General features: G+C 59.9%; 14 protein-coding genes. 5 read left to right on the top strand and 9 right to left on the bottom strand.

The features are described from left to right. Nucleotides 1–23: 23 nt before the first annotated feature. Both L1069_RS01455 and L1069_RS01450 read right to left on the bottom strand, forming a co-directional pair. The gene (locus tag L1069_RS01455; RefSeq protein ID WP_134831044.1) at nucleotides 24–1,571 is read right to left on the bottom strand and encodes a PAS-domain containing protein; all 1,548 of its coding nucleotides are present in this window, start codon (nucleotides 1,569–1,571) and stop codon (nucleotides 24–26) included. Between the two features lie 89 nt (nucleotides 1,572–1,660). Next, the gene (locus L1069_RS01450) at nucleotides 1,661–3,055 is read right to left on the bottom strand and encodes an ActS/PrrB/RegB family redox-sensitive histidine kinase (RefSeq protein WP_134831043.1); all 1,395 of its coding nucleotides are present in this window, start codon (nucleotides 3,053–3,055) and stop codon (nucleotides 1,661–1,663) included. A gap of 116 nt (nucleotides 3,056–3,171) precedes the next feature. Between L1069_RS01450 and L1069_RS01445 the strand changes: the two genes are divergently transcribed. Beyond that, nucleotides 3,172–3,792 carry an SCO family protein gene (locus L1069_RS01445; RefSeq protein WP_129372687.1) on the top strand — a complete coding sequence of 207 codons (621 nt, stop codon included), beginning with the start codon at nucleotides 3,172–3,174 and terminating at the stop codon, nucleotides 3,790–3,792. Between the two features lie 80 nt (nucleotides 3,793–3,872). Beyond that, a complete protein-coding gene (locus L1069_RS01440) occupies nucleotides 3,873–4,427 on the top strand; it encodes an ActR/PrrA/RegA family redox response regulator transcription factor (protein WP_129372688.1) in 555 nt (184 codons plus the stop codon). Between the two features lie 3 nt (nucleotides 4,428–4,430). Here L1069_RS01440 and L1069_RS01435 read toward each other — a convergent pair whose 3' ends face one another. Further along, the gene (locus L1069_RS01435) at nucleotides 4,431–5,027 is read right to left on the bottom strand and encodes an HD family hydrolase (RefSeq protein WP_129372689.1); all 597 of its coding nucleotides are present in this window, start codon (nucleotides 5,025–5,027) and stop codon (nucleotides 4,431–4,433) included. 234 nt (nucleotides 5,028–5,261) lie between these two features. Here L1069_RS01435 and L1069_RS01430 point away from each other — a divergent pair, with 234 nt between their 5' ends. Together L1069_RS01430 and ahcY are read left to right on the top strand one after the other, a co-directional pair. Continuing rightward, complete coding sequence (locus L1069_RS01430) at nucleotides 5,262–5,576, top strand: hypothetical protein (RefSeq protein WP_129372690.1); 315 nt, start codon at nucleotides 5,262–5,264, stop codon at nucleotides 5,574–5,576. Nucleotides 5,577–5,727: 151 nt separating this feature from the next. Continuing rightward, entirely contained in the window at nucleotides 5,728–7,116 is a 1,389-nt protein-coding gene (gene ahcY / locus L1069_RS01425) for an adenosylhomocysteinase (protein WP_129372691.1), read from the top strand. 73 nt (nucleotides 7,117–7,189) lie between these two features. Here ahcY and L1069_RS01420 read toward each other — a convergent pair whose 3' ends face one another. The 6 genes from L1069_RS01420 to tsaD form a co-directional block, all read right to left on the bottom strand. Next, the gene (locus L1069_RS01420; protein WP_237454542.1) at nucleotides 7,190–7,837 is read right to left on the bottom strand and encodes a DUF899 family protein; all 648 of its coding nucleotides are present in this window, start codon (nucleotides 7,835–7,837) and stop codon (nucleotides 7,190–7,192) included. Nucleotides 7,838–8,140: 303 nt separating this feature from the next. After that, nucleotides 8,141–8,536, bottom strand: coding sequence for a DUF1761 domain-containing protein (locus tag L1069_RS01415; protein WP_129372693.1), 396 nt, complete (start codon nucleotides 8,534–8,536; stop codon nucleotides 8,141–8,143). Between the two features lie 46 nt (nucleotides 8,537–8,582). Further along, nucleotides 8,583–9,005 (bottom strand): EVE domain-containing protein, encoded by a 423-nt coding sequence (locus L1069_RS01410; RefSeq protein ID WP_129372694.1) that lies wholly within the window; start codon nucleotides 9,003–9,005, stop codon nucleotides 8,583–8,585. Beyond that, a complete protein-coding gene (locus L1069_RS01405) occupies nucleotides 9,005–9,277 on the bottom strand; it encodes a YciI family protein (protein ID WP_027256944.1) in 273 nt (90 codons plus the stop codon). The genes L1069_RS01410 and L1069_RS01405 overlap by 1 nt, the downstream gene beginning before the upstream one ends. A gap of 1 nt (nucleotide 9,278) precedes the next feature. Continuing rightward, on the bottom strand, nucleotides 9,279–10,241 hold the full coding sequence (locus L1069_RS01400) for an NAD(P)H-dependent glycerol-3-phosphate dehydrogenase (protein ID WP_237454541.1): 963 nt from the start codon (nucleotides 10,239–10,241) through the stop codon (nucleotides 9,279–9,281). Next, on the bottom strand, nucleotides 10,238–11,335 hold the full coding sequence (tsaD, locus tag L1069_RS01395; protein ID WP_237454540.1) for a tRNA (adenosine(37)-N6)-threonylcarbamoyltransferase complex transferase subunit TsaD: 1,098 nt from the start codon (nucleotides 11,333–11,335) through the stop codon (nucleotides 10,238–10,240). Before tsaD ends, L1069_RS01400 begins: the two co-directional genes overlap by 4 nt. Nucleotides 11,336–11,408: 73 nt before the next feature. Here tsaD and L1069_RS01390 point away from each other — a divergent pair, with 73 nt between their 5' ends. Continuing rightward, the gene (locus tag L1069_RS01390; protein WP_237454539.1) at nucleotides 11,409–12,134 is read left to right on the top strand and encodes a uroporphyrinogen-III synthase; all 726 of its coding nucleotides are present in this window, start codon (nucleotides 11,409–11,411) and stop codon (nucleotides 12,132–12,134) included. Nucleotides 12,135–12,363 lie beyond the last annotated feature (229 nt).

Below are 12,363 nucleotides of genomic sequence, written 5' to 3'. Positions count from 1 at the left end.
CTGCTGCAAGCCGGTTTCCGGGCCTAGCCCTTGCTGATAGCGGGGAAGCGCTGCTGGCCTGCCGGCAAGGCCACAGTTTCCGGTGCCCGGAAGCTGACCATTGTAGCACCGTTCTGAATTGCGGAGACCTTGCAGATCATGCGCGTGCCGTCGCGCAATTGGACATGGGACCACCAGGCTTCGCGGCCGTCTCCGCCGGCAACAAAATCGCGGATTTCACCCCAGACAGGGGTCGGCGCACAGGTGTCCTGCCAGATCCGGCTGGCATCCATGATCGAGACTTTGGCAAAACTGGCCTCAGGGTCCATTGACCAGAGGCTGCCATAGGCACTGTTAGAGAAAGTCATGCTGCCATCGCTGGCAAAGACCGTAATCGCCTCATCCATCTGGTCCATGATTGACTGGCCCATCTCAAGCTCTGAGCGGAACTGGCGGGTGAGTGTGACCTCGGCGGTGATGTCTTCGAACAGGAAGGCAATGGCGCCGTCCGGGTGCGGCCGGCCCGAAACCTTGTAAACGGATCCCGATGGCAGTGACCAGGTTTCCTGATAGCGGCCTTCAGCGGCGGCCTCCAAGAGGTCGGCCATCTGGTGGCGCCAGCTGGAGTAGCTTTTGGGTTCCGGCATCATCCGCTGGTCGCGCAGGCGGTCGAAGAAGGTCAGAAGATTGGGCCGCGAGCTGAGGAAATTGGCGGGCAGGGCAGTGAGGTCGATCAGCACCGGGTTGAACAGCACCAGCTGGCGGTTGCGGTCAAAAATCGCAAGGCCGATCGACAGCTGGGCAAACGTCTTGGCCAGAGTCTGCACGAAATTGCGCTGGGCAACCTCGGCGTCGACCACGGCATTCACATCCACCGCGTGACACAGCCAGCCGGCTTCGGTTTCTGTGGTGGAAACGTTATACCACAGTTTCTTGTTGCTTTCCGGCAGCGGGATGTAGATCCGCTCCGGTTTGCCGCTGTTCATCGGGTCGTGCAGATCGGTGAACAGCGGCTCGGCAAAGTCGGCATTGCGGCCGCGGATCTTCTGGCTGAGGTCGTCATACGCGAGGTTGGACCAAGTAACGTTGCCCTCCTCCGACTGGAGCCAGACCGGGTAGGGCGCCTGATGCACGGCAGCGCGCAGGGTGGTCAGTTCCTGATCCAGGGATTTGTTCTGTTCTTCCAAGGTACTGCGGCGCAGCTGTACGCGGGTGACCCCGTCGATCCATTCGCAATGCGCTTCACGGCTTTCGGCGGAGGCGGTGCCGGAAAGCACGAGCGGGCCAACATCCTTGAGGAAGCCCGGTGACTGCGGCAGCCCTGGGTAGCTGCGGGCCAGTTGGTCGCGCAGCATGCCCCAGTCAAAGTTCTCTGCCTGGTCGCCAATGAATTTTCGCGCGCCCGAAGACCAGCCGATCAAGCTGTTTTCGTCAAACAGGAACACCGCATCAGTGCGGCCGTCGCCGGCCAGCAGATCATGTTCCATGCCATTGCGGCGCGGATCAGGTGACAGCCACCAGACCGCCGCCGCCGCGGTTGCAGCACAAAGCGCTGCCAGTACAAACCATTCGATCGAAGCGAAGTCCTGCATGTCGTCCTGCCCAGTTCAGCTCTCGTTTACCCGCATGGTTCCCTAATAATGGTTAAATCAAGTTTAATTGGTTGCCCAAAAGTGAATAGTTAAATTTCTAAAGGTATATTTTTCCCAATGACAGGGCCGCCGTCTGCCATGGCGTCGATTTTTTTGCGTGGCCAAGCAACCTCGACAATGGCGCCGCGCCGTTCACGGTAGGGGCTGAGGGTTTGGAAAGGGTCTGCGCCATTGGCGAATCTCAACTGTGCACCGGTACGCTGCAGCAGCGTTTTGGCGATGAACAGGCCCAGGCCCATGCCCTCGTACTCGGGCCGCTGCTTCAGTTCGTTTTCGCCTCGGCGGCGGCGCACAAACGGATCGCCAATTCGGCCCAGCAGATGCGGCGGAAATCCCTGGCCGTCGTCGCAGATCCGCAAAATGATCCGGTCGTTGTTCCAGGCAGCATCTATCCAGACGGTGGAGTGGGAGAAATCCACTGCATTCTGTACCAGGTTGCGCAACCCGTGAATGATCTCGGGCTTGCGCATCACCGTTGGCTGCTGGAAGTCACCTCCCTCCAGCGGCTCCTCATGGTAGATAACGGATTTGCCGCGGTTCATGTGCGGCTCTGCCGCTTCGGTCACCAGGGTTGAAAACGGCGCCTGTCGCAAATGCAAATCGTCATTGCCGACCCGGCCCATGCCGCGCAGGATGTCGCGGCAACGGTCGGCCTGTTCACGGATCAGCGCGGCATCTTCACGCAGGTCAGGGCGGTCGTCCAGCTCTTCGATCAGCTCGGCACTGGCGAGTTTTATGGTGGCCAGCGGTGTGCCCAGCTCATGCGCCGCTGCCGCCACCACGCCGCCCAGGTCGGTCAGCTTTTGCTCGCGCGACAGCGCCAGCTGGGTGGCGCTGAGCGCATCCGACATAGAGCGCATTTCGTTGCTGACCCGGAAGGAATAGGCGCCGATGAACAGAATGGCGATAACAATGGCGATCCAGTTGCCGAAGATGAACACATCGGGAATGCGCAGAATGAAACCTTGTTCGGTGCGCAGCGGCAGGTGGAACTCTGCCATCAGGGTGACAAGAATGACAGCGGTGGCACCGATGATCAGGGTGGAGCGCAGCCCCATGACGGCGGCGGAAATCGTCACCGGCCCCAGCACCAGCAAGGCAAAGGGGTTGTTCAGCCCGCCGGTCAGATACACCAGGAAGGCCAGCTGCAGAAGATCGAACAGCACCATCAGGAAGTTCTCGAACTCGGTCAGGCGTTTGTTTTCCGGAAAAGCGAAGATGGCGATAAGATTGCCTGCGGCTGAAATGCCAATTGCCAGATAGCACAGGCCCAGCTCCAACTGCAGGTTAAAGCGGTACTGCGCCACCGCAATGGCGGTGATCTGTCCGGCAATGGCCACCCATCGCAGCAGGATCAGGGTCCGCAGCCGGATCCAGTGGCTGTGTTCCTGGCCGCTTGTCAGCCTGAAGATGCGATCGCTCATATGGTTCGTTGCTCCCGCAGATGTGACGCCGTGCGCCAGTTGCATCGGCTGTATTTCTTGATAGGTCTGGCGCCGCAAACGATCAACAACCCTTCCCTTACGAAAAGTGTGATCTCATGACCCGCGTCTATGCTCTTCTTGCTGTTGCTTTTGTTGCTGCCCTTGTGGGTGGTGCCTGGTTTATGACCCGCGGAGGGGCAGGAGGCGACAAATTCGCACAGTGCCGCAGCAGCCAGATCGCCGGCGGCACCGATACCATCGGCGGGGCGTTCGAGCTGGTCAATGCCAAGGGCGAGACTGTCACCGATAAGGATGTGATCACCGAGCCGTCGATTGTCTACTTCGGCTACACCTTCTGTCCTGACGTCTGCCCGATGGATTCAGCCCGCAACGCGGATGCGGTCGATGTGCTGGCAGAGCGCGGCATCAGCGTGACGCCGGTGTTCATTTCCATCGACCCGGACCGCGACACCCCTGAAGCTGTTGGCGATTTCGCCGAAAACCTGCATGAAAAGATGATCGGGCTGACCGGGTCTCTGGACCAGGTGAAGGCCGCCAGCAAGGCGTACAAGACCTACTTTAAGAAGAACGAAGGTGACGAGGATTACTACCTCGTCGACCATTCGACCTTTTCCTATCTGGTGCTGCCCGAGGACGGCTTTGTGGAATTCTTCCGCCGCGATGAAACGGCGGAGCAGATGGCCGACAAGACTGCCTGCTTCATCGAAAAAATCTGAGGCAGGATAGCTGTTTGACCTTTCCCCCTGCCCGGACATATTCTTGCGTTAACAGACAAAAACTTCGCGGAGGACCGGGCATGGCCGAAACTGCTCTGCAGGATATTGGACCCGACAAGACACTGCTGCTGGTTGATGATGACGAGCCGTTTCTGCGGCGTCTGGCCAAGGCAATGGAAAAGCGCGGCTTCTCAGTGGAGACCGCGGGGTCGGTTGCCGCAGGCAGTGCCATTGCAACGGCCCGCCCGCCGGCCTTTGCGGTGGTGGATCTGCGGCTGGAAGACGGCAATGGTCTGGATGTGGTCGAAGTGCTGCGGGAAAAACGCCCGGATAGCCGCGTTGTGGTGCTGACCGGCTATGGCGCCATCGCCACGGCTGTCGCAGCGGTCAAGATCGGTGCGACAGATTACCTGTCCAAGCCGGCCGATGCCACCGACATCATGAACGCTTTGCTGGCCAACGAGGATGTGCTGCCGCCGCCGCCGGAAAACCCGATGAGCGCTGATCGGGTGCGCTGGGAACATATCCAGCGGATCTATGAGCTGTGTGACCGAAATGTATCGGAAACCGCACGGCGGCTGAACATGCACCGCCGCACCCTGCAGCGTATCCTGGCCAAACGCAGCCCGCGCTAAAGCTCAGTGCTGCTTCATCAATTCCGAGTGGCGGCCTAAAAAAGCCACCCGGGTTTCCAGTGGCGGGCGCAGAACGATATTGAAACCCTCGACGGTTTCCGGCTTTGGACGTCCGAAATAGCGGCTGGCCTCTTTCTCTGAAAAACCGGCGATCTGCACCGCTTCCATCCAGGCGCTGATCTTGTCGGCCCGCTTGATTTGCGCCTTCACAGTCTTGGGCAAGGCAGCGGGCAGACCAAACCTCAGGTGAATGGCTGCCGTCAGCCGCAAGTCCAACTCGCCATATCCCGGCCCCACCGCAGCTTTGACCGGAGAGATCATATCCCCGATCACATATTCCGGCGCATCATGCAGCAGCGCTGCCAGCCGCCACTTGACCGGCGCCTTTGGATTCATCCGGGTGAAAAGGTCCTCAACCAGCAGCGAATGTTCAGCCACGGAATAGGCAAAATCCCCCATTGTTTGACCATTCCAGCGGGCAACAAATGCCAGCCCATGGGCTATATCCTCGATCTCGATATCCACCGGTGTCGGGTCCAGCAGATCCAGGCGGCGGCCGGACAGCATGCGCTGCCATGCACGGGCGGGTTTTGCGGGCATGAGGGTTTCCTGTCGCTGCACTTACCCCTTTGACTAACCGTTGCGCGGCAACCGGGCAATGCTTGCCGGGCTTGGCTGCCGGATGCCTGAACACAGGCAAAAACGGAGTGTTTATGGCTTGTGAGTTTGAAACGGGCACTGCGCGGCCCAATATTATAGGTATACAAGGGGCACCGCCCCCTCTCTGCGGCAACCCCTTTTCGTGACGTGACACGCAATGGAAAGGAGTTTGTCATGTTTAAGCGTCTTCTTGGTATTTCTCTGTTGTTCGGTATGGCAGCGACGGCGCCGCCAGCCTTGGCAGCCAGCTGCGGCGACCGCGAGGTCATGACCCAAAAGCTGGAAAGCGGATACTCCGAGCGGCTGACCGCCGGCGGGTTGCAGAAAAGCCGTCCTGAGGCCACTGTGATCGAGGTCTGGTCATCGGATGAAACCGGAACTTTTACGGTTCTGGTCACACATGCGAATGGGGTCAGCTGCGTTGTTGCGACCGGTTCCTCATTCTTCCACATTTCGGGAAAAACGCCGGATCCAGGCACGCCAAGCTGACATTGGCCGCCTGACAGGCTCCCCCCAACAGCCTGCTCCACCATAAAAAGCCAGGGCCATAAGCTCCGGCTGCGGGTATCTTCGTTGAATATCAACAATTGCAGTGCTAGGCCCTCCTGCAACTGTACTTGCAACTGGATTGGAGCTGGCAATGGCCGGGGATTATATCGTCAAGGACATCGCGCTGGCCGGGTTCGGCCGCAAAGAGCTGGACATCGCCGAAACCGAAATGCCGGGACTGATGTCCCTGCGCGCGGAATACGGCGAAAGCAAACCGCTGAAAGGCGCGCGCATTGTCGGCTCGTTGCATATGACCATCCAGACGGCTGTGCTTATTGAGACGCTGGTGGCGCTGGGCGCCGATGTGCGCTGGGCGTCGTGCAACATCTTCTCGACCCAGGACCACGCTGCCGCGGCGATTGCCGAAGCAGGCATTCCGGTCTTTGCGATCAAGGGCCAGTCGCTGGAAGAGCATTGGGATTATTTGGATAAATCCTTCATGTTCGAGGAAGGCCCCAACCTGATCCTTGACGATGGCGGCGATGCCACCCTTTATGTTCTGCTGGGCGCGCGTGCCGAAGCGGGCGAGGATATTATTCCCGTGCCGCAGTCCGAAGAAGAAGCGGTCATCAAGGTGCAGATCCAGAAGCGCATGGAAGCATCCCCGGGCTGGTTCACCAAGACCCGCGATGCGATCCTGGGCGTGTCCGAGGAAACCACCACCGGCGTGCACCGTCTCTATGATCTGCAGAAGAACGGCCAGCTGCCGTTCCCGGCGATCAACGTGAATGACTCGGTCACCAAGTCGAAGTTCGACAACAAATACGGCTGCAAGGAATCGCTGGTTGACGGCATCCGCCGGGCCACTGACACCATGATGGCCGGTAAGGTCGCTGTGGTCTGCGGTTACGGCGACGTGGGCAAGGGCTCTGCCGCCTCCCTGCGCGGTGCAGGCGCCCGGGTTAAGGTCACCGAAGCGGACCCGATCTGCGCCCTGCAGGCCGCGATGGACGGTTTTGAAGTGGTGCTGCTGGAAGAGGAAGTCGGTTCCGCCGATATCTTCATCACCACCACTGGCAACAAGGACGTGATCCGCATCGAGCACATGCGCGAGATGAAGGACATGGCGATTGTCGGCAACATCGGCCATTTCGACAACGAAATCCAGGTTGCCGCGCTGAAGAACCACAAATGGACCAACATCAAAGAACAGGTCGACATGATCGAGATGCCTTCGGGCAACCGCATGATCCTGCTGTCCGAAGGGCGCCTGTTGAACCTTGGCAACGCCACTGGCCATCCAAGTTTCGTGATGTCGGCCTCGTTCACCAACCAGGTGCTGGCCCAGATGGAGCTGTGGACCCGCGGCGACCATTACAACAACGATGTCTACATTCTGCCCAAGCATCTGGACGAGAAAGTCGCCCGCCTGCACCTGGGCCGCATCGGCGTTAAGCTGACCCAGCTGAGCTCTGAGCAGGCGGCCTATATCGGCGTCAAGCCCGAAGGCCCGTTCAAGCCTGAGCATTACCGCTACTAAGCGGCTGTGAATGCAAAATAATCAGCGCCGCCGGAGTAATCCGGCGGCGCTTTTTTTGTTGCCGGACCGCGGGTCAGCGCTGGCTGGGCATATGGTCGCCGCGCCCCTCAGGGGTGAGGTCGAACAGGTTCCACATCGGCCACAGCGCATCGACATGGCGCGGCTGCCAGGGGCTGGTCTCAAAGAGCATCTCCGATCCCCAGAAATGCCGGATGCCACCGTCTGATCGGGTAAAGACATTCAGCATCGGCAGCTGCGCGCCCTCGCTGCTTTCACCCAAATAGTCCTGCTGATAGCTGCTACCCGCAGCAGAATAGAGCGGCAGATCCTGCCAGCCCTTTGCGATCCGCAGTGCTGCAAGCCGTTCCGGCGATGATTGCGCGACAACCGCGAACCCCATGCGCGCTTGCACATGGGACACTTGCCCGCGCCAGCCATCCAGAATCGCTGCACACATCGGGCAGGCGGCCTCGCTGTCCGGCCCGTACATCAGGGAATAAACGGCTAGGGCACTGTGCTGGCCGAACAGGTCCAGCAGGGATGCCGAAGCGCCGCTTGTGTTGCGGAATTCATAAGTCTCTGCAACCCGCCCGCCGGCAGGCAAAGCCCGTCGCAGGGCGGCAACTTTTTCGGTTTGCGCGCGCAAAGCGAGCTCAGCTTGCAACAGTTCATTGCGGGCTGTGCGGTAGGCGGCGCTCTCGTTGGGGATGCTTACAGGCATTGCGTGCCTTTCCTGACTGGTGATCCTATTGTTTAACTATAATGTTAAATAAGATTGCGATCTGTCAAGAGGCTTCACAGTTTCCGCAGTGAGGCCCGGTATTTTGTTCCCGGCTGCCAGCGTCGCTGATTTAGCTCGCATTGTCAGGGTAATTGATTTGCGGAATCGTGTTTCAAAGAGCTACACATAAGACACCGGCCAGGACGGCCAGGTACCAGATTTTCAAACGCGTGTGGTGGATAGTGGAGCACGCGGGGTGGAAGGGAAGGTCCTGATTGTCCTCAGGTCCTTCCCTTTTTCAATTCAGAACAGGCTCAGCACCAAGCCAGCAATTGCGCAGGCCAGCGTCGCATAGCCGCCATCAATCAGCGTCAGCTTCACCGGCCGCATCCCATACATGTTGTTCAAGGCAATCCAGGGGCTGATGAAGAACAGTCCGACACCTGCACCGCCAATCAGGCCCGCGCCCAGGGTTTCGATGCCGGACAGGGTGAATACATGGCGCATCATGCCAACAACGATCAGCTGCAAGAGAAAAGCCATCGCAAAAATCATCGGGCTCTGACCGCCCTTCGGTTTTCCGTCTTCATCACATTCAACACCAGCGGCCTCGACCCATGGTTTGGCGAGGGCGCCGTAATATCCTGCCCCCAGCGCAAATGCTGCCGCAGCCGCCGCGATCACACTTATGAATTCCATGCTGTTCTCCTCAATGGTTTCAGCCATTTAGGAACAGATTGGCAGATCAGCTGGGATCTGTCTCCCCCAGCGCGCAGATGGTGGCCCATTCCGCGCCGCTCACCGGCTGCACAGACAGGCGGGAGTTCTTGACCAATACCATTTCTTCCAGCTGCGGGTCGGACTTAATCTGGTCCAATGAAACCGGCTTAGCAAAAGGCCGCACCGCTTTGATGTCGACGCACTCCCAGCGGTCGTCTTCGGTGGTGCTGTCAGGATGGGCCTCGGCGCAGACCTCAACAATGCCGACCACGGATTTTTCTTTCTGCGAATGATAGAAAAAACCGCGGTCGCCGATCTTCATTTCGCGCATGAAATTGCGCGCCTGGTAGTTGCGCACGCCGTCCCATTCTTCACCCGCATCACCTTTGGAGACCTGGTTGTCCCAGCCCCAGGTAGAGGGTTCGGATTTGAACAGCCAGTAGCGCATCAGCCGATGACCTTTTTCCAGGTGATCAATTCCACAGCTTCAAACAGGCCGGCCTTGTTGTATGGGTCGCTTGCCGCCCATGCCTCGCCTGCAGCCATGTCTTCAACGTCCAGAATAACCAGGGAACCGGCCATATTGCCATCCTGATCCAACAGCGGACCTGCCTGCGCTACGGCACCGGTGTCGTTGATATAGGCCAGATGGGCGTCGCGGTTGTCGAGACGGGTCTGCAAGTGGCCGGGCTTGTCGCGGGCAATCAATGCGATGAGCATTTTATTCCTCTTTTAGTGGTCTTTTAAGCAAATGTGCCGCTGCTTCGCTGATCGTCAAGCGCTGATCGAGCAAATTGGTTACCGTGAGCGTGACCGGCATGTCCAAATTCATCCTCTGCGCCTGCTCCGCGACCGCCCGCGCGGTGGCTGCCCCTTCGACCGTGATGGTGGAGTCGAAATCCTCCTCCCGGCCAATGGAAAGCCCCAGGCGGTAGTTTCGGGACAGGTCGGAACTGCAGGTCAATGTCAGATCGCCAAAGCCCGAAAGCCCGGCCAGAGTTTCAGATTTTGCACCGCAAGCCAGCGCCATACGCTGCATTTCAGCATACCCGCGCGTCATCAGTGCGGCGCGGGCACTGTCACCCAGCCCGGCCCCGATGACCGCTCCGCAGGCAATTGCCATCACGTTTTTCAAAGCGCCGCCGGTTTCTGCGCCAATTGTGTCCGTCGTGCGGTAGAGCCGCAAGTTGGCCGTAGTCAGTTGCTCCTGCAGTGCCTTGCCCTGCGCTGGGTCGTTGCAGGCAAGGGTTAGAGCGGTTGGCAGCCCGCGCGCAATATCCGCGGCAAAGCTCGGCCCCGTCAGCAGCGCGGCGCTGGAATTCGGGAGAACTTCCTGGATGACCGCCACCGGGCCGAGGCCAGAGTCCAGCTCGATCCCCTTGCAGCAAGCGACAAGTGTCTTTCCAGTCAAGTGATCCTTGTGCTGTTCCAAGGCGCCGCGCAGCGTTTGCATCGGTACCGCCAGCAGCAGGACACCGGACTCGCAGGCTTTCCCGATGTTGGATGTGATCAAAAGGTTCTTGGGCAGTTCAACGCCTGGCAGCCGGGTGCCGTTGCGGCGGCTGTCCTGCATTGCCTGGGCTTTCATCGCGTTGCGCGCCCACAGGGTTACCGGGCCATTGCCTGCCAGTGAGATTGCCAAAGCTGTGCCGAAGGCGCCGGATCCCAGTACAGAAATGCTCATGCCTTGGCTCCCTTTCGGCCCGATCCGATCAGTGCCGGGCTGCTTTGATCCAGTGGCCAGCGGGGGCGGGCGGTCAGGTCCAGCCCGTCGCGGGCGCCTGCCTTGAACCGTTCCAGCCCGGCATAGGCGATCATCGCGGCGTTATCAGTGCACAGCTGCAGCGGCGGTGCGGTAAAGGCGGCGCCTGCCTCGGCGCAAACAGTCTCTAATGCGGCACGAATGGCGGTATTGGCTGCAACGCCGCCGGCAACGGCCACGGTTGGTTGCGCAGGATGCTCTTCCAGATACAGGCGGATAGCGCGGCGGGTTTTTTCGGCCAATGTGTCGACTACAGCGGCCTGGAAACCGGCGCACAGATCGGCCCGGTTCTGCCGGGTAAGGCCGCCTTTTTCCGACGCGATTTGGTCACGCATCCGCATCAATGCAGTTTTCAGGCCTGAAAAGGACAAGTTGCAATCCGGCCGGTCCAGCAAGGGGCGGGGAAAGCGGTAGCGCTTGGGATCGCCGTTTTCAGCCTCTGCCTGCACGGCGGGTCCGCCCGGTTGCGGCAGGCCCAGCAGGCGGGCGGTCTTGTCAAATGCTTCGCCCGGGGCATCGTCGATAGTGCCACCGAGGCGGGTGAAATCCTCAGGCCCGCGCACCAGCAAGTATTGGCAGTGCCCGCCAGAGACCAGCAGCATCAGGTAAGGGTAGGCAATCCCGTCTGTCAGCCGCGGCGTCAATGCATGGCCTGCCAGATGGTTCACGCCCACCAGCGGCAGGCCGGTGGCGGCAGCAATCCCCTTGGCGCACATGACGCCTGACATCACTCCGCCGATCAGCCCGGGGCCGGCCGTCACGGCGATCGCATCAATGTCTTTCAAGGTCAGCCCGGCGCCAGCCAGAGCATCCAGCACGCAAATGTCTAGTTTCTCGGCGTGGGCACGGGCAGCAATCTCAGGCACCACGCCGCCAAAGGCACTGTGCAGCTCGGCCTGGCCGAACACGACCGAAGACAGAACCTCGGGCTGGGCGCCCTCCGATTGCCGCACCACCGCGGCGGCGGTATCGTCACAGCTGCTCTCCAGCCCCAGAATTGTCAGGGTCTTTGTCATGGCCTTACCGTTGCATCGCTTTGCCGCCGGGGCTACCACCTAAGCGGATTGCAAACAATCCCGGGAGCCCGCGATGGTGCCTTTGCTGATGACACGCCCGCTGGCGGCGGCAGAGCGGTTTGTGGCCGGGCTGCCCCATGAGGTCCGTGCCGGGCTGCAAGTGATCTATGCGCCGCTGATGCAGATCCGGCTAATACAGGCGCAGATCAGCCTGGGCAGTATGAAAGGCGTGATCTTCACTTCGGCTAACGGGGTGGAAGCCGCTTCACGTGAAACTGCGGTCCGCCTGCCGGCTTTTTGTGTCGGTGAGCGCACGGCCAAGGCTGCGGCAGAGGCCGGCTGGCAGGCGGTGAGCCTGGGGCAATGCGCGGATGAATTGGTCGAAAGAATGCTGCAACAGCCGCCGGAAGCACCGCTGTTGCATCTCCGGGGCGCCCATGCGCGGGGCGGGATTGCGCGGCGGCTTACTGATGGCGGTATCCCCTGCCGTGCGCAAACCGTGTATGATCAGGTTCTTCTAGCTTTGTCAGAGGAGGCGCAGGCGGTGCTTTCTGCGCAGAAGGATGTGATCGTGCCGCTTTTCTCTCCCAGAACGGCGAGTCATTTTGCCAGTCAATGCGGGGATGCTGCGCATTTGCACCTGATTGCGCTGAGCCAGGCTGTTGCAGAACCATTGAAAAGCTTGAATTGCAAGGTGTTGCGCGTAAGTAAGGAACCTGATGCCCAAGCCATGGCAGAGGCTGTCTTTGATGCCGCAGCCCAGCTGTCCCGGCTTGAGGGCAAGGGGCGCGCAGAGTAGTGTCCGGCGTGTTCGCAGGAATGTATTTTAGGAATCGAGGGGGAGGCCGGCGTGGCTGACAAGAAAAATCCGGAAGACGTGATTGAGCCTGGCCCCGGTGAATCCCAACCGGTTGAAGGCACCGCTGAAGCGCTTCAACAGGATGTGATTGACGAAAGCGCCGCCGAAACGGTTGACGATTCTCAGGATACGGAGTTCGCAGTTTCCGAGACCGAGACCGAGACCGAGA

It is taken from the genome of Leisingera sp. MMG026 (assembly GCF_021654205.1).
GTDB lineage: Bacteria > Pseudomonadota > Alphaproteobacteria > Rhodobacterales > Rhodobacteraceae > Leisingera.
The sequence above is the reverse complement of the archived record's forward strand: the minus strand, read 5'-3'. Positions and strand labels throughout refer to the sequence as shown.

What these genes read in the sequence shown, in the direction of transcription:
- L1069_RS01455 (WP_134831044.1), bottom strand. Translation starts at nt 1,571, where the DNA reads ATGCAGGACTTCGCTTCGATCGAATGGTTTGTACTGGCAGCGCTTTGT.
- L1069_RS01450 (WP_134831043.1), bottom strand. Translation starts at nt 3,055, where the DNA reads ATGAGCGATCGCATCTTCAGGCTGACAAGCGGCCAGGAACACAGCCAC.
- L1069_RS01445 (WP_129372687.1), top strand. Translation starts at nt 3,172, where the DNA reads ATGACCCGCGTCTATGCTCTTCTTGCTGTTGCTTTTGTTGCTGCCCTT.
- L1069_RS01440 (WP_129372688.1), top strand. Translation starts at nt 3,873, where the DNA reads ATGGCCGAAACTGCTCTGCAGGATATTGGACCCGACAAGACACTGCTG.
- L1069_RS01435 (WP_129372689.1), bottom strand. Translation starts at nt 5,027, where the DNA reads ATGCCCGCAAAACCCGCCCGTGCATGGCAGCGCATGCTGTCCGGCCGC.
- L1069_RS01430 (WP_129372690.1), top strand. Translation starts at nt 5,262, where the DNA reads ATGTTTAAGCGTCTTCTTGGTATTTCTCTGTTGTTCGGTATGGCAGCG.
- ahcY (WP_129372691.1), top strand. Translation starts at nt 5,728, where the DNA reads ATGGCCGGGGATTATATCGTCAAGGACATCGCGCTGGCCGGGTTCGGC.
- L1069_RS01420 (WP_237454542.1), bottom strand. Translation starts at nt 7,837, where the DNA reads ATGCCTGTAAGCATCCCCAACGAGAGCGCCGCCTACCGCACAGCCCGC.
- L1069_RS01415 (WP_129372693.1), bottom strand. Translation starts at nt 8,536, where the DNA reads ATGGAATTCATAAGTGTGATCGCGGCGGCTGCGGCAGCATTTGCGCTG.
- L1069_RS01410 (WP_129372694.1), bottom strand. Translation starts at nt 9,005, where the DNA reads ATGCGCTACTGGCTGTTCAAATCCGAACCCTCTACCTGGGGCTGGGAC.
- L1069_RS01405 (WP_027256944.1), bottom strand. Translation starts at nt 9,277, where the DNA reads ATGCTCATCGCATTGATTGCCCGCGACAAGCCCGGCCACTTGCAGACC.
- L1069_RS01400 (WP_237454541.1), bottom strand. Translation starts at nt 10,241, where the DNA reads ATGAGCATTTCTGTACTGGGATCCGGCGCCTTCGGCACAGCTTTGGCA.
- tsaD (WP_237454540.1), bottom strand. Translation starts at nt 11,335, where the DNA reads ATGACAAAGACCCTGACAATTCTGGGGCTGGAGAGCAGCTGTGACGAT.
- L1069_RS01390 (WP_237454539.1), top strand. Translation starts at nt 11,409, where the DNA reads ATGGTGCCTTTGCTGATGACACGCCCGCTGGCGGCGGCAGAGCGGTTT.